The following is a 26,610-nucleotide window of genomic DNA, read 5'->3' on the forward strand; positions in this document are numbered from 1 at the left end:
CCACACAGCCGCCTCATCGTCGAAGCTGGGATGCGGCGTCATCAGCAGCCGATCCCCCGCCGGCGCGAAATCCGCCGCGATCAGGCCCGCAAGATCTTCACTCTTCGATCAGCGGCTCCCGTCCCTGCAGGTAGTCGGCGCCGGCACGCAGAATCTCCGGCCGGTCACGGGCGAGCCCGATCATCCCGTTGCAGTTGTTGCACACCAGACCGCGGACCCGCCCGCTCAGGTGGCAATGGTCGACGACGAGCCGCGCGGCCTCCGCTGTGGGCCGGCCGTCCTGCCGGGGCCGTCCTGCCGGGGCCGTCCTGACCGCGTCGGCGTGATGTCGTCCTCGTGGATCCGGCAGATCGCGCACCGATGCTGCTGCGCCGCCCGTAGCGCGTCGTACTCCCCGGGTGTGATGCCGTACTTGTCGCGAAGGTGGGCGGCGCGGACCCCTGCCGGCCCGAGGCGTTCGCGTGCGGCTCGCTGCCGCCGCCGCACAGTGGCCAGGCAGTCCTGGCAGCGAGCCGTGAGGCGCCCGGTCGAATGGGCGAACCGCTACTCGGGCAGCTGTTTACGGCATCCCTGACAGGTTCGGCGGGTCTCACCCGGTTCGGGCGCGGCAGACATGTCCACACGCGAACGGTAGGCCTCGGGTACGACATTTCCGCCCGCCCCGCGACCCATCTCCTACTCGTACATAGGAATACCACATAGCATGCATTATGATGCACCGCCGTTATGTCCGTTTCGAGCGGCTGGATGGATTACTAGATTACCGTTAATTACAATACGGTAATTAGCGGGCTCATCGTCGCGTGAGTTCTTAGACGGTGTGACCGAGCCGTAGTCGTCCTGACCGCTGAGGCGGCCGACTGAGTAGCGGTGCCCTCGTTCGTCAGCCACTCGGATCAGCCGGGGTCAGGCCAGCGAGATGTTGTGCCCATCGTCTTCACTGCGCAGCCCGGCGGACGGCCCTCCTCCGTTCGGAGGTGCGATCAACTGGCTCGGGGGACACCAAGGGAGTTGATCAACGCCTACCTTCTGGCCGGTGCGTGGATTTCGGAGCTGGCGGAGGGACACTCGTGTCTGGTGATGACGACGCTGGACTGATCGGCGGCCAGCACGCCGCGGCCGGCGAGCTGGGGCGGGCGACCCCGCCACCGCTACTCGAGTCGGACGTGAGCCGGAAGCGTCGAGGCCGGCTGACAGCGGTCCGTACCGTGGCGGCCGCGATCCTGGCCGCGGGATCGCTGGCGTTCGCTGTTCACCAGACACCGTCGGGAGAACAGTCAGAACCCAGACTGGTACCGGAACCAGTACCGGTGCGGATGATCGCTGCAGCGGAGCCGACTGGGCTGATCGTCCGGGACGGCGATCTCGTCGAGGCGAGCGGGCCGGTCGAGGAGGGTTCGACGATGTGCTCGCCGGCCCCGGTCCCGGCCATCAACGGTCCTTGCCGTCATGGCATCCGGGTGCCGGGCGTCGAACCGACGGGCGGCGTGACGCTGCACGGCCGGTGGCGTCCGGATGGGTTGTCCGACATCCGGCGGATGCCGTACTCGCCCACGTCGGCCGGCGTGCTCGGAGATTCCGATCTGCCGGACGTTCCGCCGTGCCCGGCGCCGGCCGGTGGCTGGCGGGACGGCGAGGACTGGGTCGACGGCCGGGTCGACGACTATCTGCATGCACATGCCGACCAGTTCGCACAGCCGTTCGCGACGCACGTCGGGAACGCCCGCATCCTGGTAGTCGAGGTGGTGAGCGGTGATGTGGACCAGGCCCGGGCGGCGTTGACCGCGATCTACGCCGACAACCTCTGCGTGGTCGCCGCGCCTGGCGGGCACAGCATCGCCGCTGAGGACAAGTTGCAGGCCACCACCGGCAAAGCGGTCGGGGCGCTCATGGACGACCCCGCTTCGGGCATCTACCTGGCCAGTTCGGAGGACGGAAAGATGCGGGTGATGATGCTCCAGCTGACGCAGCCGCTGTACGACAAGTTCGCCGCGATCGGCCTCGACCACCTGATCCTCGACCCGTGGATCCGCCCGGTCGGTCCGTAGGTCGTCACAGTGTGGCGTACCGAAATGCGTGCTACCTGCGGAAACAGGTTCCAGGGCAGCCATTTGGCGGTCGTCACGGCGCGATCCCAAATTATTGCGCGGCCCGCAACTTTGCGGGGGACGCAAGAATTGCTACTGTGGGGTCATGACAGGGCTGCGGGAGCGTAAGAAGGCCGAGACCCGGGCGGCCCTCGGCTGGGCCGCGATCCACCTCACCGCTGAGCGTGGCTACGACAACGTCCGCGTCGAGGACATCGCCGAGGCGGCCGGGGTCTCCGCGCGCACCTTCAACAACTACTTCTCCAGCAAGGCCGAGGCGATCGCCTCCCGTCACCTCGACCGCAGCATGCGCACGGCGGCCGCGCTCCGTGAGCGCCCTTCCGCGGAACCGCTCTGGGAGGCGCTCACCGCCGCCGCGCTGGAGCAGTTCACGCGCGGTCCGGAGGTCGAGGCGATGCCGTCGCCCGAACACGCGCAGTGGGTGGCCGGCGTCCGCGCCATGCTCGCCGAGCCCGCATTGCAGGGTGAACGGCTGCGCGCCGCCGCGGTCGCCGAGGCCGAACTGGCGGCCGCGGTCGCCGAGCGCACCGGCACCGACCTCGCCGCCGACATGTATCCGCGGCTCGTCGCGGCCGCCGCCAGCGCGGCTGTCGGCGTCGCCATGCAGCACTTCCTGGACAGCGCCGACCCGCCCACCCCGATCGATCGCCTCATCGTCGACGCGTTCGCTCAGGTCGCCGCCGGCCTCCCGGCACCGGCCCGCTAACAGCCACTCCTTTCTTACTCCCGCGGCCGGCCCGGCCCGCCGCGGCGATGACGCACGCCCCGAAGGGATCACGATCATGCTTGATGTCCTCATTGTCGGAGCCGGCCCCAACGGCCTCATGCTCGCCTGCGAACTGGCGCTCGCCGGCGTCCATCCCGTCGTCCTCGAACGCCATCCCGCGCCCACCGGCGAACCTCGCGCCAACGGCCTCGTCGGGCAGGTCGTGCGCCTGCTCGACCGGCGCGGCCTCTACACCCGGCTCAGCGGCGACAGCGCCCCGCCGGCGCCGCAGCCGGCGTTCACGTTCGGCGCGTTCCCGCTGGATCTCACGATGCTCGACGAGAATCCGCACTACGTGCTCGGTGTGCCGCAAGCTCAGTTGGAGGCCGGCCTCGCGGCCCGCGCCGCGGAGCTGGGCGTCGAGGTGCGCCGCGGCCACGAGGTCGTCGACCTTCATCAGGGCCCGGATGCGGTCGAGGTCGTCCTCGCCGACGGTACGCGGCTCGCCTCCCGTTTCGTCGTCGGCGCCGACGGTGGCCGCAGTGTGGTGCGCCGCCTGGCCGGAATTGACTTCCCCGGTGTCACCAACGACCGGTCGGTCTCCCGTACCGCCACCGTGACCGTGCCCGCGTCCGCCCTGGATCCCGCGACCGGTGGACTGCTTGTTCCCGGTTACGGGGTGGTCCCGCCGTTCCTGCACACCCGCACCCCGCGTGGCCTGATCGCCTGGGCGCCGTTCCCGGGCCGCCCGGCCATCCTCAGTACGACGGAGTGGCCTGACGTGCCGGCCGGTGACGAGACACCGATGAGCCTGGCGGAGCTGCGCGCCAGCGTCGCCCGAGTGCTCGGCGCCGACGTCCCGTTCAGTGCGAGTGAGGGCGCCGGCCTGCTGCGGCGGTTGACCGGCGGGAACACACGCATCGCCGCCCGCTACCGCGACGGCCGGGTGCTGCTGGTCGGCGACGCCGCGCACGTGCACCCGGCGATCGGTGGTCCCGGCCTCAACCTGGGTCTACAGGATGCCGCCAATCTGGGGTGGAAGCTGGCCGCCACGGTGCGGGGCTGGGCGCCGGCGGGGCTGCTCGACACGTATGAGACGGAGCGCCGCCCGGTCGCCGAGCGGGTCGTCATGTCCACGCAGGCGCAGTCGGCGCTGATCGGCCCGGGCGACGACATCACCGGGCTGCGGGGCCTGTTCGCGGAACTGCTGCGCAAGCCGGAGGTGACCGGGCACATCGCGGCGCTGATGTCCGGCGCGGATGTCGCCTATCCGGCCGATCCCGCCGACCCGCTGGCCGGGCGGTGCGCGCCGGACGTGGTGGTGCACGGTGACGGCGCTCCGGTGCGCCTGGCCGAGCTGACCCGTACGGCCCGGCCGTTGCTGCTGGACTCCACGGGCGCGTACGCCAGGGTCGCCGCCGGATGGCGGGACCGTGTCGACGTGGTCACCGGCCCGCTGGAGGGCACAGCCGCGACCGCCTTGCTCGTGCGGCCCGACTGCTTCGTCGCCTGGTCGGCCGGTGACGCGGGCACGCTGCGCGCCGCGCTTACCGGCCACTTCGGCGGTCCGCGTTGACCGGGCCCCTGGTCAGAGCCCGCTTCCGGAAGCTGGGCATACTGGTGCGCCGTGGACCTGGACGAGTATCAGCGCGGCGCTCTGCGTACCGCCGCTTCGCGTGACAAGAAGAACGAGCTTCTGCATCTGGTGCTCGGGCTGGTCGGTGAGTCCGGCGAGGTCGCCGAGAAGTTCAAGAAATGGGTACGGGACCTCGACAGTGACGAGACGCGCATCGACCGCGCGGATATCGCCAAGGAACTCGGTGACGTGCTCTGGTACGTGGCGGTGCTCGCCGACTACCTGGATCTGTCGCTGGACGACATCGGTGCCGCGAACCTGGCCAAACTCGCCAGTCGCCAGACCCGTGGCGTCCTGAGCGGCAGCGGCGACGACCGCTGACGGCGCCCGAACCCTGCCGGATATCTGTTCCCGGCAGGGTTCCGGCCACGGGTTCAGGCCACGACGTCGAGCAGGTCCCCGCTGTCCAGGACGGACTTGAGGGCGTTCAGGTCGACGCCTTTGTCCTGCAGCATGCTGACCAGCTTCTGCGCGCTGCTGATCGAGCCGACCTCGTCCGAGCCGGTCTCCAGCAACGCGCTGATCCGGTCGAGTTTCGCCTGGCTGGCCTGCAGCCCGCCCATCTCGCCTTTCGGGCCACCCGGCGGTGGTCCCTGCGGCCGGCCGGTGGTCGCGGCGATCGTCTCCGCGAGCTCGGTGAGGTCGGCCTCTGTCGTTCCGGATGCCTGGTCGGTGGGCAGTCCGGCCTTGATGGCGGCGATCAGATCATCGTGCGAGACACCCCGCGCTTCGGCGACGTCGTTCAGGCTCTTGCCGCTGTCCAGCTGCTTTTTGAGATCGTCGGTGCTCAGGCCGAGCTTCTCGGCGACGGCCTTCATCGGGTCCTCGCCGTTGCGGGGCGGGGGCGGCTGCCGGGTCGCGGTGCTGGTCAGACCGGCGTTCGAAAAGGTGATGGCAGTCATGGGCCGGTGGCCTCTCCCTGTCTCGTAGGACGTGTACGGGAGGCTCCATCGGAGGCGCCGTCAGGCAGTTTTGCCTTCGACAGCTGATTCATAGCCATTCACAGGCTCTCCACTGGCTCAGGCCGGTGCGGGAAATCGGGATGCGAGAAGCGCTCGAGACGTACGCGAGTGACGGCGAACCGGCGATGGGCCTGACCGCCGCCGGGATCCTGACCGTCGGCCGGCGTTCGCGCCGCAACCGGCGGCCGGCCGGTCTCGCCGGTGCCGGGCTCGTGGCCGTGCTGGCCGAGATGGGTGGGGTCATGGTGTTCGGCGGTGATGACACCGGTCCAGCGTTCGGGGCGGCCGACCCGTGCCCGTTCCCGCCCGGTACCCGCCCGCCCGGGGCGTACGCGGCCGACAAGCCGCTGTCGCCGGAGCTGGCGGAGTGGGCCGCCACGAGCGTGACCTGTCATCTCAACGAGGAACTGCCCCGCCTGCTGCCCAAGGCACGATACGCCCAGGTTCCGGGTGTGCAGGCCGGGCCGCTGATCGGGTTCAGTCTCGGCGGCGAACCACCGTGGGGTAACCGGTGGACGCGCTGGCCCTGGTCCACGACGCCGAGGGAACCGGCGACCTGACGGTCACCGTCGGCGTCGCGGACCCGTCGACGGGTGCCCAGGCCGAGGACGAGTGCCGGCGTACGCAGGTCGGGAAATGCACCGTGCACAACGGCCCGGACGGGGTGACCGTGCTGGTCGGCACCGAGGCCGACGGCACTCCCGCCGGCGAGCCGCGCAACTGGATCGTCCGGGTCTACTGCGGACATAGCGAGGGACTGTCCGGATGGCGGCTGATCTTGTTCGGCTGGTCGTGGGTGCTGTCTCAGCACCGTTGAGACAGCGCTGAGCGCCAGCCGGAACCGATCGACCACGGTGCACAGCCATCTGAGAACGGGCAGGCCCGCGGCCGCGCCGTTTCCCGGGACGGATTCCGGCAGTGGGGTGCGGCGGCCGCACCGGTTGTCTAGGCCGGATGTTGGTAGCGGGCCGCGAGGGTGGTGGCTCGCTCGTGCAGGGCGGCGCGCAGGGACGGCGGGGCGAGGGCTTCGGCGGCGGTGCCGAGTTGCCACAGCGCCCAGACGGCGTGACGAAGGTCCTGGTAGGTGACGTCGAGGCGGAGGCGGCCGTCGGGGCCGAGGGTTTCGGCGCGGACGGCGACCGCGGTGGTGAGCAGGTCGTCGCGGCGGTTCGGGTCGACCAGGACCTGTACGGCGATGTGGTCGTCGGACAGGAACCGGGCGGACCGTTCCCGCCAGGCCCGGTCGAGGTCGACCCGGTCGTCTCGCTGGGCCGGGTCGGGGAGTTCCTCGGCGGCGAGGATGCGGGACAGCCGGTAGGTGCGGTCGGCGCCGTTGCGGGTGGCCAGCAGGTAGCCGCGGTCGCGGACGGTGACCAGGCCGATCGGGTCGACGGTGCGCCATTGCGGGGGCCGGCCGGTGGCGGCGTAGTGGATGCGCAACCGGTGCCCGGCGAGCACGGCACGCCGTACCTCGGTCAGGGTGGCGGTGGGGATCGGGTCGGTGACCGGGCGGCGCGACAGCAGGTCGGTCTCCGGTTCGACGAGCAACCGTTGGGCGGCGTCGCCGGCCAGGGCCTGGTGGCTTTCCGGGAGCGCGTCGACGACTTTGCGCATGGCGGAGGCGAGGGCCGGGCCGAGGCCGAGCCCGGATCCGGCGGTGAGCAGGGCGAGGGCTTCGTCGTGGTTGAGTCCGGTGAGTGGGGTGCGGAAGCCGGGGAGCAGGGCGAATCCGCCGTGTCGGCCGCGTTCGGTGTAGACCGGGACGCCGGCGGCGGACAGGGCTTCGATGTCGCGCAGCACGGTCCGGGTGGACACCTCCAACTCGCGGGCCAGGGTGTCGGCGGTCAGGCGGCCGCGCTGGCGCAGCAGCAGGACGAGGGAGACCAGCCGGTCGGCGCGCATTCGCGAACCGTACCGGAATACATGACAGGAGGTGTCGTGATTGACGGGCAGGCTCGCCATTGCCCGTACGAAATGGAATGGAGCTTGAAGATGGCAGTGCAGCGAGTGGCCGTCAATCCGTGGCCGTGGTCGGTGGCGTTGGGTTTCAACCAGGGTGAGCTGGTGTCCGGGCAGACCCGGACGCTGTATTGCTCGGGACAGACGGCGATGGACGCCGATGGCAAGCCGCAGCATGACGGTGACATGGCCGCGCAGGTGGCGATGTGTCTGGACAATCTGGAGGCCGTGTTGACGGCGGCGTCCATGTCGTTGACGAATGTCGTGCGGATCAACGTGTACACCGTCAATGTTGACGAGTTGTTCCCGCATTACGGGGTGCTGGCGTCGCGACTGGCGGCGGCCGGGGTGGCGCCGGCCACGACGATGCTGCAGGTGACGCGGCTGGCGCTGCCCGGTCAGCTGGTGGAGCTGGAGGCGACGGCGGTCGGGTAGCCGATGTGGGTCAGGGCGGCGTCGAGTCCGGCGGCCGGCCGGGGTGGAGCCGGTGGACGAGGCCGGCGGTCATCCGGCCCGAGTGTGCCGCCCGGGGCCGAACCGGCCCCGGGCGGCACGACCCCGTCAGGGTGCGAAGGCTTTCACCTCCAGCAGGCCGACGGAGGCGGCGCCGCTGGTCAGGGCCACCCGCAGGCGGGTGGTGCTGACCGGGCCGAAGGTGACGGTGTTGTACTGGTTGGCGGCGATCGGGTAGCCGCTGGCGGATGGCACGTCGACGTAGGCGCTGCCGTCGTAGTACTGCAGTTTCCAGGAGGCGGGCAGGTCGATGCCCTGGTTGTCGTCGAAGAAGTACACCTGCGCGGATCGCAGGTTCTGTGCGGTGGACCAGGTGAGTTCGGCCCATTGCTGGCCCTGGTTGGGCCAGGTTCCCCAGCGCGGGTTGACGGTGTCGTTGGACGACGGTGGTTCGGCGCCGTCGTTGATGGCGGCGACGCTCTCCCACGCCGAGGTGTAGGAGGCGCTGGGTGTGGCCGAGGCCGCGAGGTTGGGGTTCGGTGGCGGCACGGTGCCCTGCCCGTACACCTTCACTTCGGTGAGGCCGGTTTTCGGCGTACCGGAGGGTTGGGTGAATTGCAGGCGCAGCCTGGTGGTGTTGACCGCGGTGAAGGTGACCTTGTTCAGGTTGGCCTGCGGTGTGGCCGGGGTTTTCGCCTGTGCGGCGGTGTTCACCCAGGCGCTGCCGTTCCAGTACTGGACGTTGTAGGCGGTCGGTGGCCGGTAGCGGTTGGTGGCCCGGTCGTTGCGGAAGTGGATCCAGGCTTCGCTGACCGTGCGCTCGCTGCCGAAGGTGATGTCGTAGGTGTCGGTGGCGTTGGTGCTGCCGTAGCTGCCCCACAGGGGTGAGTTGGTGGGCAGGCCGTCGACGGCGCCGCCGGCCGACGTGCCGGAGGTGGTGTAGGAGGCGGCCACGGTCGCGCCGCTGGCCAGATTCGGGCGGGTGGAGGTCAGGTCGACACCGGCCTTGGCGAAGACGTCGACCATGCGGCTGCTGCTCTGCACCACGTTCTGCGGTGCTTGCAGGGCCGGGAACGCGGTGCTGAACGCGACCGTGCCGGTGGTGGTGACCGCGCCGGTGGCCGGGTTGTAGGTGAACGGCGCCAGCTGGTTGAGCGTGGCGACGCGGGTGCCGTCGAGGTAGATGGAGTAGCCCTGCGGCACCCCGTTGTACCTGGTCACGCCGTCGGACGGGTCGTCCCAGACGATCGACAGGTTGGCGTTGCGGTAGCGCAGGTTGTTGACCGCGAAGTGGCTCCACCCGATGTTGATCGGGGACAGCTGGATCTGGGTGTCGTTGCGCGGCCGGAGCCCGGCGACGTCCTCGATGACGGTCCAGTTGCTGCTGCCGAGGATGTTGTGGTGGATCCACGACCGGTAGGTGATGGCGCTGCCGTTCCAGTCGGCCCAGAACTCGTTGGCGTCCGGCCAGTTGGTGTCGCCGCCGACGTACTGTGCCCAGGCGTTCCAGTAGAGCAGCTTCTTGTAGTCCTCGCTGGTCATCCACGTGTTCGGGTAGTTGCGCAGCACCTGGGAGTAGAGCCTGAACTGCACGGTGGAGTTGATGGTGGAGAAGTTGTTGCTGCCCGGGTTCCCGGCGGCCGCGGCGGCGGCCTTGTCGACCTGGTTGGCGGTGTAGAACGGGAAGATCGGGTATTGGGCGGCGTCGGCGAACAGGCGCAGCGCCTCCCGGTACTGGGCGGTGTTCGGCATCAACCCGACCGCGTACGGGTAGTAGTTGTTGATTTCCTTCCACGGCACGTGTGTATTCGTCGACACGTGCTTGTGTTCCAGGAGTTGACGCGACGGGTTCCACAACGTGTTGATGACGCCGTTGCGGATGCGGTCGGCGAGTGTCTGCATCTCGGTGGCCTTGGCCGTGTTGCCGGCCAGCGTGTAGGCGTCGCGGGCGGCGTTGGCGGCGCTCCACACGTAGGCGGTCTCGGCCCGGTCCAGGTTGCCGGCGCGCCAGTGGAACGAGACGGCGTCGGCGTCGTTGCCGGTCATCGCGCCCCAGTCGTACTCGATGACGCCGTTGTTGTTGGTGTCGTAGGTGGCGAGCTGGCCTTTCGCGTCGCCTTCGGCGTAGCGGGCGAAGTTGGTCAGCATGGCCGGCTGGCCGCCGTGGATCTGGTAGGCGCGCCACGCGGCTTCGGCGATGTACTGGGTGTACGAGTTGGACCAGTTCTCCGGGTCGCCGGGGTTGTCCATGAACCGGCCGTTGGCCGAGTACTGGCCGACCGCCAGGTAGGGGCCGTAGGAGTACTCCGGGCTCCGCAGGTACTTCAGGTCGTCGATGTGCATCGGCTGGGTGAGCGCGATCGCGTTGTTGTAGCCGGTGACGCCCTCGATCGACTGCGGGAACTGGAAGTCCTGGCCGGGGATGTCGGCGTCGAGGTGGTTGAACCGCATCAGCCACCAGCGGTAGTAGACGTTCTTCTTGATCGCGGCGTCCGGGACGTCGATGTAGGGCACGTTGTCGGCCCACCACCGGTTGTAGTCGCGGACGTGGGTGGCGAACGCGTCGGCGGCGCTGCGGGCCCGGTAGGCGTCGTATTCGGTGCGGGAGGCGGGGATCTCGGTGGCGACCAGGCCGAGTTGCACCTTGGCGGTGACGGTCTGCCCGGCGCCGACCGTGATCGATCGGGTGAGGTTGCTGCCGGAGGGGGTGAAGCCGTCGCCGGAGAACCGCGGATACAGGGTCGTCAGGTTGTTCTTGACGGCGCGGGTGCCGGTGAGCTCGCTGCCGCTGACGGTGGTCGCGTACGGCGAGGTGGCGGTCAGCGTCAATGTCGACGAGGTGCTGCCGGTGTTGACGACGGCGACGTTGGTGATCAGCACGTTGTTGTGCGTGATGAACTTGGTGACCTCCAGCCGGATGCTGCCACTGGTGTGCACGCTGCGCCAGTGGCTGGGGGTCTGCCGGCGTTGGGCGACCTGTTCGGTGAACGTGCCGGTCGACGCGGTGATCGCGTAGGCGTTCTGGCTGGAGATGTTGTCCCAGTAGGCGGCGTTGCCGCCGAAACCGATCACCGCCGGGTTGTGCGTGTACATGAACGCGGCGCGGCCGCGGCTCATCAGCCAGGTGCCGGCCGGGTCGTTGCCGGTGCGGGCCAGCAGCCGGTCCATCCAGAAGTCGGTGCCGGCGGCCTCGGCGTCGTAGATGGCGCGCATGGTGTCGCCGGTGGAGTAGCCGACCGGCGGCGCCGGGATCGAGCCGGCGTTGCCGAAGGTGGGGAATCCGATGGGTTGCGCGGCGTGCGCCGGCTGCGGGCTCACCGCCAGCGACGCCAGGATCAAGATCAGGATCGAGGTGTACGCGCGGAGCCGGCGCACGACCGCACGCGCCCCGGCCCCGTCGGTCGTGCCGGTGCCGGCCCGGTCACGTCGTCTCATGAAGGGGCCGCTCATGACTGGAACGCCTTCCACTCGAGCACGCCGGTCGAGTAGCCGCTGCGTGACGTGATCTGCAGCCGCAACCGTGTCGTGTTGACTGCATTGAACGTGATGACGTTCTCCACGTTGCCGGCGACGCCACATGTTGACTGGCCGGTGACGGCTACATATTGACTGCCGTTCCAGTACTGGAGTGCACATGAGGCGGGCAGGTCGATGCCCTGGTTGTCGTCGAACCAGTACACCGAGCTCTTGTTGATCGACCGGGCGGCCGGCCACTGGTATTCGATCCATTGGGTGCCCTGCTGCGGCCAGTTGCCGTAGGCGAGGTTCGACCGGTCCTGCGAGTTGGCCGGTGTCCCGCCGTTGTTGATCGCCGACAGGTTCTCCCACGCCGACACGTACGACGTGGACGCAGTGGCGGACGGCCCGAGGTTGGTGCCGCTGCCTCCGCCGCCGCCGGGGTTGGGTGGCGGCCCGGTGGTCGTCTGCACGACCTGCTGGATCGTGCCGTCAGCGTTGAAGTACAGCCGGTCGACCGCCACCGACCTGCGGAAGTTGCCGCCGCCGGGCGCGTTGGCGTTGTGGTAGACGATGTACCACTGCCCGTTGAACTCGACGATGCCGGCGTGGTTGGTCGTCGACGACACCTGCCCGAGCACGATGCCCCGGTGGGTCCACGGTCCCATCGGGTTGGTCGCGGTCGCGTACCGCTGGCAGGCGTAGTTCGAGTTGGTGACGCAGCCGCTGGTGTCGTTGGCGGCGTACATCATGTAGTAGAGGCCGTTACGTTTGAACATCCACGGCGCTTCCCAGTAGTTGGTCAGCCCGGTCGGCGTGACCACCGACCCCACCGTGTCGATCATGTTGCTGGCCAGCCGGACGGCACGCGGCCCCCAGTAGCCGCCCCAGTACATGTAGGCCTGCCCGTCGTCGTCGACGAACACGGTCGGGTCGATGTTGAGGCCTGAGGAGTTGGCGGTGCTGTCGCTGATCAGCGGCCCGCCCTTGGCGTCGGTGAACGGCCCGAGCGGGCTGTCGCCGACGGCCACGCCGATGTTCATCCACCCGGCGCCGTTGCCGTTGACCGACGTGTACCAGTAGTACTTGCCGTTGCGGGGCTCCACTTCGCCGGCCCACGCGTCGGCGCCCGCCCAGCCGAAGGTGGCGATGTTGGCCTTCGCGCCCTGGTCGGTCCAGGTGGCCGCGTCGGTCGACGACAGCACGTGCCATTCGCGCATCACGAAGTTGGTGCCGCCGGTGGGCGCCTCGTCGCGGCCGGCGTAGATGTACATGGTGTTGCCGACGACCAGGGGCGCCGGGTCGGCGGTGTAGATGCTGGTGATGATCGGGTTCGCGGCCTGCGCCGGGGTGGCGACGGCTATCGCCGCGGCTGCGGTGACCAGCGCACACACCGCGGCCGGCCATCTTCTTCTGGACATCCGACTGCCTTTCTCCAAGAACCTTTCAGCGGGGGCGGGAAGCCGCTGGATCTCCCAGCGGGGACGGTGGGCGGGGTGACCCGCTGCGGGTGAGGACGCTGACGTGACGGACCGGCCGGCAGGTCACTGGCCGGTGGAGTGCAACTGGGCGATCTCGGCCGCGGTCAGCGCCCGGCTGTGGATCCGGAAGCTGTCGACGGCCGCGGTCAGGTACGGATCGCTCGCGTACTGGGAGCGACCGATCCAGTTCTGGGTGGTGGACGGCAGCGCGGACGGCCGTACCGTCAATGCGGTGTTGCGGGCCACCTCGGCGCCGTTGACGTAGAGGATGCCGAGGTTGCCGGTGTGGGTGACGGCGACGTGGGTCCACGTGCCGGTGGGCAGGGCGGCGGGCGCGTTGATGCGCTGTTCGCCGCCGGAGCCGGTGCTGGTGATGGCGTACCGGGCGGTGCCGGCGCTGCTGCGCGGGGTGAGGAACAGATAGGCGCCGGTGCCGGTGCCGAAGTCGAAGACCCGGGTCCAGGTGGCGGCCGTGTCGATGCGGACCCAGGTGGCGATGGTGTACGCGGTGACACCGGCGACGATGCCGGCGGGCAGGCTGACGTGCCCGTTGGTGCCGTTCAGCAGTACGGCGTTGCCGCTGCGCCCGGTGGTGCGGGTGACGCCGCCGGCCAGGGTGCCGGTCCAGCCGTTGCCGGTGGCGTCGGCGACGGTCGTGCCGGAGGCCTCGTCGAACAGGTAGCGGGCCTCGCGCGGGGTGCTGCTGGTGACGTTCCAGTAGACGGAGTAGCGCTGGCCGTGGGTTTTGTAGAACGGTCGCAGCAGCACCGATCCGGCCGTGTACTCCAGGGGTGTGCCGGTCGGCTGCGGGGTGCCGGACAGGGTGGGCAGGGCGGTGAGGTTGCTGGTGCCGAACTGTCCGGCGAGCACGATCGGGCCGTGTTTGACCGCGCGTACCGACGGGTTGTCCGGGGTGAGTTCCAGAGCGAGCGCCATGGGCAGGGTGACGTCGACGACGTCGCCGCCGGCCCAGGTGCGGTTGATCGACAGGTAGGTGCCGGGGGTGGGCGTGCCGGTGAGGACGCCGTTGAGCCGGACCTGGGCGCCGCTGGTCCAGGAGGGGATGCGGATGCGCAGGTCGATCGCGCCGGATCCGGTGACGGTGAGCCGGGTGGTGGGGCTCTCCGGGTAGGCGGTGTCCTGCTGGACGGTGATGCCACGGCCGGGCCACGTCAATGTTGACGAGATGAACAGGTTGACGTACAGGATCGTGTTGTTGACGAAGTAGATGCTGTCGGTGAACTTGGTGTTGGTCTCCATGCCGGTGCCGTGGCAGCAGGTGAAGTTGTCGTAATCGTTGCTGTACGTCTTGATCCCGCCGGCGCGCAGCGGCACGTAGTAGCAGTGGTGGCCGTGCGCCGAGTTCGGGTTCTGTGCGCCGAGCAGATGGTTGTAGAGCGCCTTCTCGTAGAAGTCCATGAGCTCGGCGGCCCGGCCGGGATCGGTGAAGAACAGCTGCCGGGTCAGTTTCAGCATGTTGTAGGTGTTGCAGCATTCGCAGGTCGAGTCGGACAGCTCGGCGGCGATCCGGTTCGGGGCCTGGAAGTATTCGCCGTTGGAGTTGCCGCCGATGGCGTACGAGTGCTGGCGTACCACGAAGTTCCAGAAATTGACGGCGATGTCGCGGTAGCGGCTGTCGCCGGTGGCGTGGAACGCGCGGATCGCCGCGATGGCCTTGGGGATCTGGGTGTTGGCGTGGAATCCGGCGAGCGCGTCCACGTTGGCGGCGAGCGGGTCGAGGATCTGGGCGTGGTCGAAGTACTGGGCGGTCGTCAGGTGGGCCGGGTCGTCGCTGAGCTGGTACAGGTTGAACAGGGTCTCGCCGATGCCGCCGAATTCGACGCGCAGCATCTGCTGCCGTTGGGCGAGGGTGAGCCGGCTGTTGCGGGCCTGGATCCAGGCGGCTTTGCGCTGCAGGACGGTCAGGGCCTGGGCGCTGCCGGTGAGCTGGTGCCAGTCGAGCAGCCCTTGCACGATCTTGTGGAGGGTGTAGTAGGGGGCCCACACCTGCTGGCCGGTCTCGACCCGGTCGATGAACGATTCCGGGTATGCCGACAGGTAGCCGTTGGGCCGCTGGCAGAGTGCCAGCTGGGCTACGAGGTAGTCGCCTTTGGCCCGCAGGGTGGTGTCGCCGGTGCCGGCGTAGGCCTGGGCGAGGGCGGTGAGCACGTGGCCGGTGGAGTGGCCGCGCAGTTCGGTGGACGGTGATTCCCAGCCGCCGCACGGGGTGGCGGTCGAGGGGAGCCCGGCGGTGATCCGGAACGTGTGCAGTAGCCGGTCGGCGTTGAGGAACCGCAGGTAGGTGTGGGTGCGGGCGGTGTTGTCGGTGAACGGGCCGGCGCCGAGGCGGACGGCGGTGAGGGGGAAGCCGTACGCCGAGACGCCGATGTCCGCCCGGGCGGCGTGGGCGGTGCCCGCGGGCAGGATCGCGCCGGCGGCGCCGGCCGCCGAGGCGATCAGTACGGTACGACGGTTGAAACGCATGTGAACACCTCTGCAATCGACAGACTTCGATGCATGAGCGGGGTTCTCGCCCACAGGTATTCACTGTTTCGTGAGCGTGCGGAGCCCATGGGCGATCCCGGCCCATCCGCCCCCGTGATGCGGTGCGCCTGCGGCACACGCTGCCTTACGAAAAGGTTTTCGGCAAGATGTCGACCGCGTTACGAAATAGAACTTGGTCGACGTCGCGCCGGTTCAGCACAGCCCGTCCAGATTTGAACGACCACCGGCCCGCGACTATCCGGTGCGTGGCTTCCCGGCCCGGTCGACCTCGGGCAGGAGCCGGTCCAGACCTGGCCGGCCTACGGCAGGCGGCGGTCCAGCATGGCCACCCCCGGACCGTCCAGGTCCGGCAGGGCCGCCCGCCGCCCGGCCAGCGCCAGCATCACCGCCTCGCCCGGACCGCGCACGACCGGCCCGTCACCCCACGCCCAGTCCACATCGGTGCTCTCGAACCGCAGCCCCGCCGGCCGGCGCCGCGGCGTGAACCCGACCGCCCGCCCACCGACCAGGAAGTCGAGGGAGATCCGCAGCCGCTCCGGCCGCAATTCACCGGTCAGGCCCAGCGGCCGCCGGATGTCCTGCTGATGGATCTGCAGATCGGTGAGCGCCCCCGGATAGCCGACGATCGGCGGCCGGAACGGGTTCTCCGCATGCGCGCGCAGGATCGCCGCGAGCTCCCGGGCCGGGCGTGTGGCGGTCGTGGCGGCCAGCCGCGCGTTCGCCCTGTGCACGTTGAACCCGCTGCGCACCAGCACCCTCAGCGCGGCGGCGTTCCCGGTGGCGACCACGGTGACCAGATGCCCGACGACCTCCTTGACCGTCCACGCCGAACACAGGCTCGGCGCGCGCAGTTGCCCGGGTGTCAGCGTGTCGGTGAGGTCGGCCAGGCTGCGGCGTTCGTCGGCGATCATCCCCGTGATGCTCACCCGGGCGACACTACTCCGGTGACGAAGGCTCCGGCCCGCGCCGCGACGGCCGTGTCCGCGGCCGCCCGGTCGGCCAGGCCTTCGTCCGGGCCGGTCCGCAGCAGCACGAGCTCGTGATACAGCGGGGCGGTCGCGGCGACCAGCAGCCGCCGGGCGTCGGTGCCGGCCGGGATCTCGGACCGGCCGGCCGCCCGCGCCACGATCACCGCACACCGGTCGTACCGGTCCGCCCAGAACGCCCGCAGCGCCTCGGCGGCCCGCGCGGACCGGAACGACGCCGCGATCAGCGCCGTGGTGATCGGCGGATCGCCGGTGAGCGCGGCGAACACCTCCCGGTTCAGCGCGGCCAGATCGCCGTCTAGGGTGCCGGTGTCCGCCGGCCGCCAGTCGTCGCCGGCCGCCTCGGCCAGCACGTCGGCGAGCAGCCCGCCGACGTCGCGCCAGCGCCGGTAGACGGTGGTGCGGTGCACGCCGCAGCTTGCGGCGACCGTGTCGATGCTCAAGCCGTCGTAGCCGTGGTCGACGAGCTGGGTGACGACCGCGTCCAGGACCCGGCGGCGGACGTCGGCGCTGCGGCCGCCGGGGCGGCGGATCGGTCGGTTCACGCTTCCCACTCTAATGCAACATGTGTAGCGTTAGGGGGTATGGATATGGTCACCACCCCACCCGGTCCGTATGCGATCACCACCGGCCCCGACCGCGCCCTGTGGTTCACCCTCGTCCACAGTCATCAGGTGGCCCGGCTCGAACCCGGCGGACGACCACAGACGTACGACATCGGCCCCGCCACCGGCCCGATGATCATCACGGTGGGCCCGGACGGCGCCCTCTGGTTCACCAGCCGCTCCCACCACATCGGCCGGCTCACCACCACCGGCGACCTCGCGCTGTTCACCGCCCCCACCCCGGAGTCCGGCCCCTACGGCATCACCGCCGGTCCCGACGGCGCGCTGTGGTTCACCCAGTCCACCGCCGGCCGGATCGCCCGCATCACCACCACCGGCGACATCACCGAATTCCCGGCGACCGGCGGTTTCCCGTCGGCGATCACCGCCGGCCCGGACGGCGCCCTCTGGTTCACCCGCAACCAGGCCAACACCATCGGCCGCATCACCACCACCGGCGACGTGACCGATTTCGATCTGCCCACTCCGCAGGCCGGCCCGGTCGGCATCACCGCCGGCCCCGACGGCGCGCTCTGGTTCACCGAGATCCTCGCCGGCCAGATCGGCCGGATCACCACCGACGGCACGATCACCGAGTTCCCGCTGCCCGACCGCGCCGGCCGCCCGCACGCCATCACCACCGGACCGGACGGCCGCCTCTGGTTCACCGAATGGGCCGGCAACCGGCTCACCACGATCACCGCCGACGGCCACCTCGAAGGCCACGACCTGCCCCTGCCGGACAGCGAACCCCACGGCCTCACCCTCGGCCCCGACAACGCCGTCTGGACCGTCCTGGAGATCGGCGCCCTAGTCCGGCTCCCCACCACCTGAGCCCCGGCGGCTCCGGGCCCGGTCACGGCCATCTCCGTCATTGCGCACACGCTGAGGGAAGATCGGCACCTGCTGAACCATCGGCGCTCGAACCGCAGATGTGGACGCAGCCCCGGACCGGTCGCGATGGACCGGTCCGGGGCTGCGTCGGTGGTGGGTCAGCCGCGGCTGTCAGGCCGTGACCGTGGCCTTCGCCTCGGTGGGCGTGTCGCCGGCGTCCTGCGGCTGGTCCTTGTCGGCGGCGAAGCCACGCAGCGGGACGTGCCGGATGGCCAGGGCGACCAGGAGTCCCGCGGCGGCGATGATCGCGGCCCAGGTGAAGACGGCGCCGACGCCGTCGGTGACGGCCTGCTGAAACAGATGCCGGGCGGCCTCGGGCAGGCTGCGCAGCAGCTCCGGCGTCATCCGCGCCGCCGAGTCTCCCCCGTCACCGGCCGGGCCGGCGTTCGAGGTGATGGACCCGGTCAGGGTGTGCGCGTAGATGGAGCCGAGGATGGACACGCCCAAGGAGCCGCCCATGTTGCGCAGGAAGGTGGCCGCTCCGGTGGCCGCGCCGATGTCGCGAAGCGGCGCGCTGTTCTGGGCGATGAGCATGGTGGTCTGCATGAGGCAGCCCATGCCGAGGCCGAGCACGACCATGTAGAGGGCGGTGACCGTCTTGCTGGTGTCGGTGCCCATGGTGGCGAACAGGGCGAGCCCGGCGGCCATCAGGACGGTGCCGGCGATCGGCAGGGCACGGTAGTGGCCGGTCCTGCTGATCAGGGCGCCGCCGGCGAGCGAGGTCACCATCATGGCGACCATCATCGGCATGAGCAGCAGCCCGCTGTTGGTGGCGGACGCGCCCTGCACGAACTGCTGGAACTGGGGCAGGAACGTCATCCCGCCGAACATGGCGAAACCGACGATGAAGCTGAGCGTGCCGGCGAGGGTGAAGTTGCGGTTGCGGAACACCGTCAGCGGCATGATCGGCTCGGCGGCGCGGCGCTCGACGACCACGAACGCGACGAACGCGGCCACGGTCAGCGCGGCCAGGCCGAGGATCTGCGGCGAGCTCCAGTCGTACTCGGTGCCGCCCCAGCTCGTGATCAGCACCAGCGCGGTGATCCACGTGGTGAGCAGCGCCGACCCGGTCCAGTCGATGCGCGCCTTGCCGGTGCCACGGGGCAGCTTGGCCAGGGTGAACCAGCAGACGGCCAGGGCGACCACGCCCAGCGGCAGATTGACGTAGAACGCCCAGCGCCAGTTGAGGTGGTCGGTGATGAAGCCGCCGACCAGCGGGCCGCCGATCATGGCCGCCGGCATGACCGCCATCATCACGCCCTGGTACTTGCCGCGCTCGCGGGGCGGCACGATCTCGGCCAGGACGGCCATGACGCCGACCATGAGGCCGCCGGCGCCGAGGCCCTGCAGGGCACGGAAGCCGACCAGCTCGGCCATGTTCTGCGACATGCCGCACAGCACGGAGCCGATCAGGAAGATCGCGATGGACGTGATGAAGGTGATGCGGCGCCCGAGCAGGTCACCGAGCTTGCCCCAGATCGGGGTGGCCACGGTCGAGGCGAGGATGTAGCCGGTGGTCACCCAGGCCAGGTGGTTGAGACCGCCGAGATCACCCAGGATCGTGGGCAGTGCCGGGGCCACGATCATGTTGTCGAGCATGGCGAGCAGCATGGCGATGGCCAGCCCCGCCGTGGTCGCCAGGATCTCGCGGTGGCTGAACCTCGGGGGTGCCATCGGTGCGGTGTCCGCAGGGGTGGACGTCAAAATGCTTGCCTTCCTTCGACGATCGCATTGCCGCTCGGCGGCCGGGACTCGCGGGCACTCACCCGCATCCTTTACTTGCCGACAGGTAAGTTGTAACTTACCGGTCGGCAAGTTAGCAACTATGCTGAGGACCACCGGGCACAGGGGGAAGAGGGGCAGGCGTGTCGAGACGGCAGAGTGACACCAAGGCCGACATCCGACGGGTGGCACTGGAGCTGTTCACCCAGCGCGGCTACGAGGCCACCTCACTGCGCGAGATCGCCGAGCGCCTGGGCGTCACCAAAGCCGCGCTGTATTACCACTTCCACAGCAAGGAAGACATCGTCCGGTCCCTGTTCGGCGAGCACCTGGCCGCCCTGGACGACCTGGTCGCCTGGGCCACCCAGCAGCCCCCCGGGCCGGACCTGCGCGCCGAGGTCATCGACCGCATGCTGCGCCTGAGCCTCGACCACGGCCGGCAGACCATGCAGTTCGCCCTGGCCAACCAGCACGTCGTCCGGGACCTGCATCCCGGCAAGGAGAACATGTTCGAGCGGCTGCGCACGCTGTTCGAGGTCGTCACCGGCCCCGACGCCGGCGTCGAGGAGACCCTGCGGATCCGGGTCGCGCTGCTCAGCATCAACACCACCGTGTTCGCCGCCCAGGGGCTCGGCGCCACCGACGAACAGATCGCCGCCGCCGTCCGCGACATCGCCCACCGGCTCACCCGGTAGCCGCCTATTGAGGTCGGGAAGTGTCCTGACCGGTCCCTAGCGTGGGCCGCATGACCAACAGCGAACCGGGCCTGCGCCCGTTCCGGATCGACATCCCGCAATCGCAGCTCGACGATCTGAAGACCCGTCTGGCCGGCACGCGGTGGCCGCAGGAGCTTCCCGGAGTCGGCTGGAGCCGCGGCGTTCCCGTCGGTTACCTGCGGGAGGTCGCCGACTACTGGCGCACCGGCTACGACTGGCGGGCCCACGAGACGGCCCTCAACCGGTACCCGCAGCACCTGACCACCATCGACGGGCAGAACCTGCATTTCCTGCACGTGCCTTCACCCGAGCCGGACGCCACGCCGCTGATCCTGCTGCACGGCTGGCCCGGCAGCGTGGTCGACTTCCTCGACGTCATCGGGCCCCTGTCGGATCCCGGCAGCCACGGCGGCGACCCCGCCGACGCCTTCCACCTGGTGATCCCGTCGCTGCCGGGATTCGGGTTCTCCACCCCACTGGCCGGGCCCGGCATGAACGCGGCCCGCATCGCCGCAATCCTCAACGAGCTGATGTCCCGGCTCGGATACGACCGGTACGGCGTACACGGCTACGACTGGGGCGCGTGGATCGGCCCCAAAGTGGGCGAACAGGACCCGCGGCGGGTCATCGGCGTTCACCTCACCGCGATGGTCACCCTCCCGGCCGGCACCGACGGGGAGATCGACAGCCTCGACGCAGCCGACCAGCGACGCTGGCAGGGCATGCAGAGCTACAACGACGGCTACCTGCAATGCAACGCCAAACGCCCACAAACCGTCGGGTACGCCCTGACCGACTCCCCCGCCGGCCAGCTCGCCTGGATCGTGGAGAAATTCAAGGAGCACACCGACCCGCCAGAGGGACTGCCGGAGGACAGCATCGACCGCGACCGCATCCTCACCGACGTGTCGATCTACTGGCTGACCGGCACCGCCGCCTCCGCCGCCCAGATCTACTACGAGGAGTTCACCGCGACCCCACCCGGCAGCGGCGGGCGCTCGACCGTGCCCACCGGCGTCCTCGTCTCCGCCCAGGACCTCGCGATCCGGCCGTGGGCCGAACGTGACCACCACATCGTGCACTGGACCGAACTCGGCAAGGGCGGGCACTTCCTCGCCATGGAAGCACCCGCACTCCTGGTCGACGACATCCGGACGTTCTTCCGGAAACTACGGTAGGCACAAGGCCCCCGCCCGGTGTCAGCCACCGGGCGGGGCGTCCGACGGCAGCGGCGGCGCCGACGTCACGAAACGCCCCGGCGCCGGCAGATCCGCGCACCGCGCCGTGGGGAACGACGCATCCGCTTTGCGGATCGCCGCGCAGCCCGCCGTCCCGGTACGCGCCACCAGCGACCAGCCCGTCGCACCGGCGCGCAGGAAGTATCGGCGGACCGCGGTGTTCACCTCGCAGCCCGGCCGCACCTCGGCACCGCACGCGGCCGGGTCATCAGGGACGGTCATGACCAGCCAGTCCGCGTCACACGACTCGACCGAGCCCTGGGAGTGACGTGACACGTCCAGGCCGCGCACCGCCGCCCGCGTCCACGTCGCGTCACAGTGATCGCCGGGCGGGTTGCAGCCCAGCTCCGGATCACAACGCTGGTACACACCGCCACGCAGCACCCACGGCTGCTGGTTGACCGTCACGACCCGGCTCCCGAACGCAGTCGCCGACGTCACCGTCACGCTCACCGGGGTGCTGCCGGGACAGACGCCGTGCACCGACGACAGCATCGACTCCTCGGTCACGGACACGAAGACTGTTCCGTTCTCCTCCTCCGTGCGAGCCACCCGCACGTTGCGGGAACACCCGTCCGGCCCGGTCAACGCCGCCACCCGCACCGTCACCGCCCTGCTCCCGGGGCCGGGAGCCACCCCGGTCACGTCGGCCGCATGGGTGCTCCACTGCGCGGGCGTGCTCGACGGCGTGTCCTGCGGGCCGGTTCCCGGCCGGGCGCAGCCGGCCAGAGCCACGGCGAGCAGACAGAGACCGGAGACGATACGTCGCATGACCGGCCATTCTGCCCGACCCGCGTACAGCGCCCCTCACCCGTACCGCAGAAAAGGAAACCGCTCAGAGTGAGCAGAACGCCTCGATGGCGTCCAGATGCTCCGGCTGCAGGCCACGCCCAGGCTTCGGCGCGATCAGCAGACCGCCGGCGGACAGCTCCTCGTGAACCGGCCCGCCGGCCGGCACCACCTCGTCGTCGGTCCAGATCAGACGCCGGCCCTCAGCGATCACCGCCCGCGCCGCTGCCAGCTTGACCGCCGGCGCCTGCCTGCTCGAGATCGGATGCGCCCACGCCCGCTCCAGCGGCGGCAACCCGAGCAGCCGCTCGATCTGCTCCGCGTCCGCACACCACGTCGTGCACCACCGCACCGCCACCAGGCCACTGCTGTGCAGCGCCCGCAGCCGGCCGACCAGGGCCGGCGCCCACCGGATCCGGTAGGCGACCCCGTCGCTGACGGCGATGCCGCTGCGCGGCGCGGCCCCCCAGCCGGGCCGGGAGGCGTTCAGCACGCCGTCGACGTCGAGCAACCACACCGGCGAGACCACGCCGCCGACTGTAGCCGCATACTCACGCCGCTCCGGCCGTGAACAGCGTGTACCTGCCCAGCCGCCACGCCCGCCCACGCCCGGTCACCGCGGCCGCGACCAGTCCCGCCTGCCTGAACACCGCCGTGGTGAGCCCGGCCGACCGGCCGTGCCCGTCGATGTCGGCCACATGCAACCGGCCACCCGGCCGCAACACCCGCGCCACCTCCCGCAGCGCCCGGTCCCGGCCGCCGTCGTCGAGGTGGTGCAGCATCAGCGACGACAACACCACATCGAACACGCCGTCGCCGAACGGCAGATCACCCGCGTACGCCTGCCGGTAGCCGACCTGCGCCCCGGCCCGCTCCGCCTTGCGCCGGGCCCGCCGCAGCGCCGCCGGATCCGGGTCGATGCCCACAGCGTCCACCCGCGGCCCGAGGCGCGCCTGCATGGTCAGCAGATTCCCGGTACCGCAGCCGATCTCCAGAACCCGGTCGCCGGCGCGCAGACCGGCCTGCTCCAGCAGCCGCCGGTGCAGCCGGCCCGCCCCGGCCAGCCGGCTCAGCGGGTCGTACAACGGCAGCAGCCACGGCTTGCCGGCAGCCGGCAGATAATCGGTCATCACAGCACTCCCCCTATGACAGGATGCGGTCGTACTGTCAGCGTCGTGCACGCTGCGACAGGCGACAACGGCCGATCCTCGGCCAGAATGCGACGTTCTTCGGTTCCGCTGGTCGGATTCCCCCACCAGCCCGGCCAACCGGCGGTCGCCGTGGTCCGGCTGCCCCGCCACGACGTGCCGGTCACCGCCCACGCCCACGACTTCCTGGCACTGTTCTACGCCGACACCGCCGCAGACGACGTCCTCATCGACGGCCGCCGCTTCACCGTGTCACCCGGCGACCTGTTCGTCCTCGCCCCGGGCCAGGTCATCGCGTTCACCGGCGACTCACCCGCCACCACCGACGGCTGGGTCGTCTGGTTCCCCGCCGACGCCGTCCGCACCGGCGCCCACGTGTCCTGGCGCGCCCACCCGCTGCTGTTCCCGTTCGCCGCCGGCGCCGAACGCCCCCAACGGCTACGGATCCCACCGGCCGACCGGCCCGCCTGGACCGGCCGGTTCACCGCCCTGCACACCGAACTGACCGCCCGCCGCGACGGCTACCGCGAAGCCGCCCTCGCCCACCTCACCCTGCTGCTGGTGGCCGCCGCCCGGCACACCGCCAACCTCCCCGGCCAGCTCCGGGCCGCCGGTGAACCCCTGCTCGCCGCCGTCTTCGACGTCATCGAGAACCGGTTCACCGAACCCCTGTCACTGGCCGACGTCGCCGCCGACCTCGCGCTCACCGCGGGACACCTCACCACGGTCGTACGCCGCAAAACCGGCCGCACCGTCCAACAGTGGATCACCCAGCGGCGGCTCCAGGAGGCCCGCCGGCTGCTGACCGAAACCGATCTGCCGGTCGCCGCGGTCAGCCGCCGCTGCGGCTACCCCGACGTCTCCTACTTCACCAAACGGTTCCGCCTCGAACACGGCGTCACCCCGGCCCGGTGGCGCAGCACCTAACCGGCCCGCCACGACGGATCACGACCGGTCACCGCCAGCAACTGCGCGAACCGGTCCGCCTCCGCACCGACACTCACCGCCGGCCCGAACGCACCCATCTGCCGGCCCATCTCCCCCATCGAATCCAGGAACTCCGCCGTCGGCGGCAACAACGCCGGATCCACCTCGTACGGCTGCCCGGTGGCGTGTGCCAGATCCCAGCCGTGCACCACCAGGTCCACCACCATCATCAAACCGAGCGTCCGCTGCGGCAGGCCCATCCCCGGCGACACCCCGTCCAGCACCGCCGGATCCGACCACGCCGCGACCATCGCGACGGCCTCGACCGCGAAATCGTCGCGCCACGCGCCGGTCAGACTGTCCGGAGTGACACTCCAGTCGACCTCCGCCCGCGCCGCCACCAGCTGAAAGTTGTGGACCACCTGAAACAGATGATTCAGCAGGTCACGAACCTTGAACTCGGCACACGGCGTGGCATGCCCGAGCTGCTCGTCACGCACCCCCGCCACCAGGGCCGTCACGGCGGGCACGGCACGGCCCAGCAGGTCACTGATCTCGGTAGACATCCACCCAGACTAGAAACCCCGGCCGCCCACAGCCAGCACCCGGCACCGCCCGGACGGGTGAACGCGTCACGCCCGGGCGGGGTCGGTCACCATCAGCGGATCCTCCGGAACGTCCACCCGCCCGTCGGCCTCCGCCGACGTCACCCCCACCAGTTGCAGGAACCGGTCACCCAGCTGCGGATCCTCGACCAGGATCAACACCGTCAAACCGGTGTCCGGGCCGTCCGTGTGCGGAAAACCCGTCACCGGACCACCCCAGTTGATCCACTGACCGTCCTCCACCGGGCCGTCCAGCGCCGCCACATACGCCGCCACCTGGTCCAACAGCACGAACGGCCACTGTGGCGGCTGCTGCTCATCGCCGCGGGCCACCCGCACCGTCAACTCGAAGCCCCAGCGCTCACCCAGCCCGTACCCGACCAGATGCCAGTGCCCGGCCGCCGGATACGCCGACGCCGCCCGCAACCGGTAACCCTCAGCCGGATACGTCACATGCCACGGCTGCTCATCCGGATACAGCCCGCCCATCGCCTCGGTGACCGCGTCCCACATCATCCCGGCATTCGATCATGACCGGCCCGCCAACCGCGACGCCGACCCCGCCCCACGACCACCGCCACCACACCGGCCAGCACCGCAAGCCCCGCACCACCGGCCGCGAACCAGCCCGCCCGCACCCACTCCGACGAATTCGCCGCCCGCCGCGGCGCGGTCACCACATTCGGCGCCGCGGCCACGACCGGGCCCGCCTCCTCGGTCAGCGCCCGGTACGGATTCAGCAGCCCGTACCCGTACTCGTCACTGCGCGCACCACCCGGCGCCGGATCCACCGACCGCAACAACCGCCGGGTTATCTGCGCCGCGCTCTCCCGCGGAAACCGCTGCTTGAGCAGCGCCACCGTCGCCGTCACGAACGGCGTCGCGAAACTCGTGCCCTGCACCACCTGATGACCGGCCACCGGCGACGCCACCGTCACGTCCCCGAACGCCACCAGATCCACATGCTCACCGACCTGCGAATACGACGCCCGCAGCCCGTCCGCACCGACCGCGCCGACACCGATGACCCCCGGATAGTCCGCCGGAAACACCACGCCGGCGTCCGGGCCGTCGTTACCGGCCGCCGCCACCACGATCACCCCCGCCGCCACCGCCTCCGCGATCGCGGACTGCACCGCCTCGCTCTCCTGCGGCATCACCAGCGAAATGTTGATCACCTGGGCGCGGCCCGGACCCGCCGCCCACCGAATCCCCTGCGCGAACGTCTGCGCACTACCACCCGACGACGTCGCCGACTCGTCGATGTCCTGCTGCTCACTCACCCGCACCGGCACGATCGTCGCCCCCGGCGCCAACCCCTGCACCCCACTGCCCGCATCCGCGCCGGCCGCGATGATCCCGGCCACCCCGGTCCCGTGCCCCACACAGTCCCGCCGGCCCGCGAACTCGTTACGCAGAAAATCCCTGCCCGCCGCCACATGACCCTTGAGCTGCGGATGCCGCGCATCAACACCGGAATCGACCACCGCCACCCGCACCCCGGCACCGGTCGCCAACCCCGCCAACCTCGCCGGTGCGTACGCCTTCAACTCCGCCGGCACCGCCGACACCACCGGCTGCGCACCCAGACACGGCGCCGCCCACGCCTGCCGCGGAACCGGCACCGCCACCGACACCACCAGCCCGGCCACCACCGCCACCGGCCACCGCACCACCACACACCCCCGACCCCGTAGACCGGCGTGGATGCTAC

General features: G+C 70.3%; 26 protein-coding genes. 11 read left to right on the forward strand and 15 right to left on the reverse strand.

Annotated features, from left to right (window positions below; all coding sequences use genetic code 11):
• Positions 1-97 precede the first annotated feature (97 nt).
• Complete coding sequence (locus IEZ13_RS46960; RefSeq protein ID WP_203833947.1) at positions 98-358, reverse strand: endonuclease domain-containing protein; 261 nt, start codon at positions 356-358, stop codon at positions 98-100.
• Positions 359-1,316: 958 nt separating this feature from the next.
• Here IEZ13_RS46960 and IEZ13_RS29765 point away from each other — a divergent pair.
• The 4 genes from IEZ13_RS29765 to IEZ13_RS29780 all read left to right on the forward strand — a co-directional run bounded on the left by IEZ13_RS29765 (position 1,317) and on the right by IEZ13_RS29780 (position 4,771).
• Positions 1,317-2,048: a hypothetical protein gene (locus IEZ13_RS29765; RefSeq protein WP_183224625.1), complete on the forward strand. Its 732-nt coding sequence runs from the start codon at positions 1,317-1,319 to the stop codon at positions 2,046-2,048.
• 145 nt (positions 2,049-2,193) lie between these two features.
• Complete coding sequence (locus IEZ13_RS29770; RefSeq protein ID WP_183224626.1) at positions 2,194-2,814, forward strand: TetR/AcrR family transcriptional regulator; 621 nt, start codon at positions 2,194-2,196, stop codon at positions 2,812-2,814.
• A gap of 76 nt (positions 2,815-2,890) precedes the next feature.
• On the forward strand, positions 2,891-4,390 hold the full coding sequence (locus IEZ13_RS29775; protein ID WP_183224627.1) for an FAD-dependent monooxygenase: 1,500 nt from the start codon (positions 2,891-2,893) through the stop codon (positions 4,388-4,390).
• Between the two features lie 51 nt (positions 4,391-4,441).
• Positions 4,442-4,771 carry a nucleoside triphosphate pyrophosphohydrolase family protein gene (locus IEZ13_RS29780; RefSeq protein ID WP_183224628.1) on the forward strand — a complete coding sequence of 110 codons (330 nt, stop codon included), beginning with the start codon at positions 4,442-4,444 and terminating at the stop codon, positions 4,769-4,771.
• Between the two features lie 53 nt (positions 4,772-4,824).
• On the opposite strand, the gene IEZ13_RS29785 is transcribed toward IEZ13_RS29780, so the two are convergent.
• Complete coding sequence (locus tag IEZ13_RS29785; RefSeq protein ID WP_183224629.1) at positions 4,825-5,352, reverse strand: hypothetical protein; 528 nt, start codon at positions 5,350-5,352, stop codon at positions 4,825-4,827.
• Between the two features lie 140 nt (positions 5,353-5,492).
• On the opposite strand from IEZ13_RS29785, the gene IEZ13_RS29790 reads away from it, so the two are divergent.
• Complete coding sequence (locus tag IEZ13_RS29790) at positions 5,493-5,972, forward strand: hypothetical protein (RefSeq protein ID WP_183224630.1); 480 nt, start codon at positions 5,493-5,495, stop codon at positions 5,970-5,972.
• Positions 5,924-6,229 carry a hypothetical protein gene (locus IEZ13_RS29795; RefSeq protein WP_183224631.1) on the forward strand — a complete coding sequence of 102 codons (306 nt, stop codon included), beginning with the start codon at positions 5,924-5,926 and terminating at the stop codon, positions 6,227-6,229. The genes IEZ13_RS29790 and IEZ13_RS29795 overlap by 49 nt, the downstream gene beginning before the upstream one ends.
• A 128-nt stretch (positions 6,230-6,357) precedes the next feature.
• Here IEZ13_RS29795 and IEZ13_RS29800 read toward each other — a convergent pair whose 3' ends face one another.
• Positions 6,358-7,314: a helix-turn-helix transcriptional regulator gene (locus IEZ13_RS29800; protein WP_183224632.1), complete on the reverse strand. Its 957-nt coding sequence runs from the start codon at positions 7,312-7,314 to the stop codon at positions 6,358-6,360.
• Positions 7,315-7,350: 36 nt separating this feature from the next.
• On the opposite strand from IEZ13_RS29800, the gene IEZ13_RS29805 reads away from it, so the two are divergent.
• On the forward strand, positions 7,351-7,806 hold the full coding sequence (locus IEZ13_RS29805) for a RidA family protein (protein WP_229795195.1): 456 nt from the start codon (positions 7,351-7,353) through the stop codon (positions 7,804-7,806).
• A gap of 126 nt (positions 7,807-7,932) precedes the next feature.
• On the opposite strand, the gene IEZ13_RS29810 is transcribed toward IEZ13_RS29805, so the two are convergent.
• The 5 genes from IEZ13_RS29810 to IEZ13_RS29830 form a co-directional block, all read right to left on the reverse strand.
• Positions 7,933-11,259, reverse strand: coding sequence for a galactose-binding domain-containing protein (locus tag IEZ13_RS29810; protein ID WP_229795198.1), 3,327 nt, complete (start codon positions 11,257-11,259; stop codon positions 7,933-7,935).
• Between the two features lie 11 nt (positions 11,260-11,270).
• Entirely contained in the window at positions 11,271-12,701 is a 1,431-nt protein-coding gene (locus IEZ13_RS29815; RefSeq protein WP_183224633.1) for a glycoside hydrolase family 43 protein, read from the reverse strand.
• Positions 12,702-12,824: 123 nt separating this feature from the next.
• Entirely contained in the window at positions 12,825-15,245 is a 2,421-nt protein-coding gene (locus tag IEZ13_RS29820) for a beta-L-arabinofuranosidase domain-containing protein (RefSeq protein ID WP_183224634.1), read from the reverse strand.
• Between the two features lie 320 nt (positions 15,246-15,565).
• Positions 15,566-16,192 carry a maleylpyruvate isomerase family mycothiol-dependent enzyme gene (locus tag IEZ13_RS29825; protein ID WP_183224635.1) on the reverse strand — a complete coding sequence of 209 codons (627 nt, stop codon included), beginning with the start codon at positions 16,190-16,192 and terminating at the stop codon, positions 15,566-15,568.
• Complete coding sequence (locus IEZ13_RS29830) at positions 16,189-16,797, reverse strand: TetR/AcrR family transcriptional regulator (protein ID WP_229795200.1); 609 nt, start codon at positions 16,795-16,797, stop codon at positions 16,189-16,191. Before IEZ13_RS29830 ends, IEZ13_RS29825 begins: the two co-directional genes overlap by 4 nt.
• 39 nt (positions 16,798-16,836) lie before the next feature.
• Between IEZ13_RS29830 and IEZ13_RS29835 the strand changes: the two genes are divergently transcribed.
• Positions 16,837-17,691 carry a Vgb family protein gene (locus IEZ13_RS29835; RefSeq protein ID WP_183224636.1) on the forward strand — a complete coding sequence of 285 codons (855 nt, stop codon included), beginning with the start codon at positions 16,837-16,839 and terminating at the stop codon, positions 17,689-17,691.
• Positions 17,692-17,862: 171 nt separating this feature from the next.
• On the opposite strand, the gene IEZ13_RS29840 is transcribed toward IEZ13_RS29835, so the two are convergent.
• Entirely contained in the window at positions 17,863-19,665 is a 1,803-nt protein-coding gene (locus tag IEZ13_RS29840; RefSeq protein WP_306421547.1) for an MDR family MFS transporter, read from the reverse strand.
• Between IEZ13_RS29840 and IEZ13_RS29845 the strand changes: the two genes are divergently transcribed.
• Together IEZ13_RS29845 and IEZ13_RS29850 are read left to right on the forward strand one after the other, a co-directional pair.
• Positions 19,617-20,168: a TetR/AcrR family transcriptional regulator gene (locus IEZ13_RS29845; RefSeq protein WP_183224638.1), complete on the forward strand. Its 552-nt coding sequence runs from the start codon at positions 19,617-19,619 to the stop codon at positions 20,166-20,168. The genes IEZ13_RS29840 and IEZ13_RS29845 overlap by 49 nt on opposite strands.
• A 50-nt stretch (positions 20,169-20,218) precedes the next feature.
• Complete coding sequence (locus tag IEZ13_RS29850) at positions 20,219-21,367, forward strand: epoxide hydrolase family protein (protein ID WP_183224639.1); 1,149 nt, start codon at positions 20,219-20,221, stop codon at positions 21,365-21,367.
• A gap of 21 nt (positions 21,368-21,388) precedes the next feature.
• On the opposite strand, the gene IEZ13_RS29855 is transcribed toward IEZ13_RS29850, so the two are convergent.
• The 3 genes from IEZ13_RS29855 to IEZ13_RS29865 form a co-directional block, all read right to left on the reverse strand.
• Complete coding sequence (locus tag IEZ13_RS29855) at positions 21,389-22,198, reverse strand: hypothetical protein (RefSeq protein WP_183224640.1); 810 nt, start codon at positions 22,196-22,198, stop codon at positions 21,389-21,391.
• 64 nt (positions 22,199-22,262) lie between these two features.
• Positions 22,263-22,745 carry an HAD domain-containing protein gene (locus IEZ13_RS29860; RefSeq protein WP_183224641.1) on the reverse strand — a complete coding sequence of 161 codons (483 nt, stop codon included), beginning with the start codon at positions 22,743-22,745 and terminating at the stop codon, positions 22,263-22,265.
• 22 nt (positions 22,746-22,767) lie between these two features.
• The gene (locus tag IEZ13_RS29865) at positions 22,768-23,346 is read right to left on the reverse strand and encodes a class I SAM-dependent methyltransferase (RefSeq protein WP_183224642.1); all 579 of its coding nucleotides are present in this window, start codon (positions 23,344-23,346) and stop codon (positions 22,768-22,770) included.
• 87 nt (positions 23,347-23,433) lie between these two features.
• Between IEZ13_RS29865 and IEZ13_RS29870 the strand changes: the two genes are divergently transcribed.
• Positions 23,434-24,291: a helix-turn-helix transcriptional regulator gene (locus IEZ13_RS29870; RefSeq protein ID WP_183224643.1), complete on the forward strand. Its 858-nt coding sequence runs from the start codon at positions 23,434-23,436 to the stop codon at positions 24,289-24,291.
• On the opposite strand, the gene IEZ13_RS29875 is transcribed toward IEZ13_RS29870, so the two are convergent.
• From IEZ13_RS29875 to IEZ13_RS29885, 3 genes are all read right to left on the reverse strand, one after another.
• Positions 24,288-24,857 (reverse strand): TIGR03086 family metal-binding protein, encoded by a 570-nt coding sequence (locus tag IEZ13_RS29875; RefSeq protein WP_183224644.1) that lies wholly within the window; start codon positions 24,855-24,857, stop codon positions 24,288-24,290. The two genes, IEZ13_RS29870 and IEZ13_RS29875, sit on opposite strands and share 4 nt — an antisense overlap.
• Before the next feature lie 66 nt (positions 24,858-24,923).
• On the reverse strand, positions 24,924-25,412 hold the full coding sequence (locus IEZ13_RS29880; RefSeq protein ID WP_183224645.1) for a suppressor of fused domain protein: 489 nt from the start codon (positions 25,410-25,412) through the stop codon (positions 24,924-24,926).
• On the reverse strand, positions 25,409-26,569 hold the full coding sequence (locus IEZ13_RS29885) for a S8 family serine peptidase (protein WP_229795201.1): 1,161 nt from the start codon (positions 26,567-26,569) through the stop codon (positions 25,409-25,411). The genes IEZ13_RS29880 and IEZ13_RS29885 overlap by 4 nt, the downstream gene beginning before the upstream one ends.
• Positions 26,570-26,610 lie beyond the last annotated feature (41 nt).

Origin of the sequence: Actinoplanes campanulatus (genome assembly GCF_014647795.1) — a bacterium.
Classification (GTDB): Bacteria; Actinomycetota; Actinomycetes; order Mycobacteriales; family Micromonosporaceae; genus Actinoplanes; species Actinoplanes campanulatus.

Excerpts from the sequence above, each read along its gene's own strand:
- IEZ13_RS29820 (WP_183224634.1), bottom strand. The coding sequence starts at position 15,245 with ATGCGTTTCAACCGTCGTACCGTACTGATCGCCTCGGCGGCCGGCGCC.
- IEZ13_RS29835 (WP_183224636.1), top strand. The coding sequence starts at position 16,837 with ATGGATATGGTCACCACCCCACCCGGTCCGTATGCGATCACCACCGGC.
- IEZ13_RS29855 (WP_183224640.1), bottom strand. The coding sequence starts at position 22,198 with ATGCGACGTATCGTCTCCGGTCTCTGTCTGCTCGCCGTGGCTCTGGCC.
- IEZ13_RS29865 (WP_183224642.1), bottom strand. The coding sequence starts at position 23,346 with ATGACCGATTATCTGCCGGCTGCCGGCAAGCCGTGGCTGCTGCCGTTG.
- IEZ13_RS29790 (WP_183224630.1), top strand. The coding sequence starts at position 5,493 with ATGCGAGAAGCGCTCGAGACGTACGCGAGTGACGGCGAACCGGCGATG.
- IEZ13_RS29785 (WP_183224629.1), bottom strand. The coding sequence starts at position 5,352 with ATGACTGCCATCACCTTTTCGAACGCCGGTCTGACCAGCACCGCGACC.
- IEZ13_RS29775 (WP_183224627.1), top strand. The coding sequence starts at position 2,891 with ATGCTTGATGTCCTCATTGTCGGAGCCGGCCCCAACGGCCTCATGCTC.
- IEZ13_RS29870 (WP_183224643.1), top strand. The coding sequence starts at position 23,434 with ATGCGACGTTCTTCGGTTCCGCTGGTCGGATTCCCCCACCAGCCCGGC.
- IEZ13_RS29765 (WP_183224625.1), top strand. The coding sequence starts at position 1,317 with ATGATCGCTGCAGCGGAGCCGACTGGGCTGATCGTCCGGGACGGCGAT.
- IEZ13_RS29850 (WP_183224639.1), top strand. The coding sequence starts at position 20,219 with ATGACCAACAGCGAACCGGGCCTGCGCCCGTTCCGGATCGACATCCCG.
- IEZ13_RS29875 (WP_183224644.1), bottom strand. The coding sequence starts at position 24,857 with ATGTCTACCGAGATCAGTGACCTGCTGGGCCGTGCCGTGCCCGCCGTG.
- IEZ13_RS29815 (WP_183224633.1), bottom strand. The coding sequence starts at position 12,701 with ATGTCCAGAAGAAGATGGCCGGCCGCGGTGTGTGCGCTGGTCACCGCA.
- IEZ13_RS29800 (WP_183224632.1), bottom strand. The coding sequence starts at position 7,314 with ATGCGCGCCGACCGGCTGGTCTCCCTCGTCCTGCTGCTGCGCCAGCGC.
- IEZ13_RS29770 (WP_183224626.1), top strand. The coding sequence starts at position 2,194 with ATGACAGGGCTGCGGGAGCGTAAGAAGGCCGAGACCCGGGCGGCCCTC.
- IEZ13_RS29810 (WP_229795198.1), bottom strand. The coding sequence starts at position 11,259 with ATGAGACGACGTGACCGGGCCGGCACCGGCACGACCGACGGGGCCGGG.
- IEZ13_RS29880 (WP_183224645.1), bottom strand. The coding sequence starts at position 25,412 with ATGATGTGGGACGCGGTCACCGAGGCGATGGGCGGGCTGTATCCGGAT.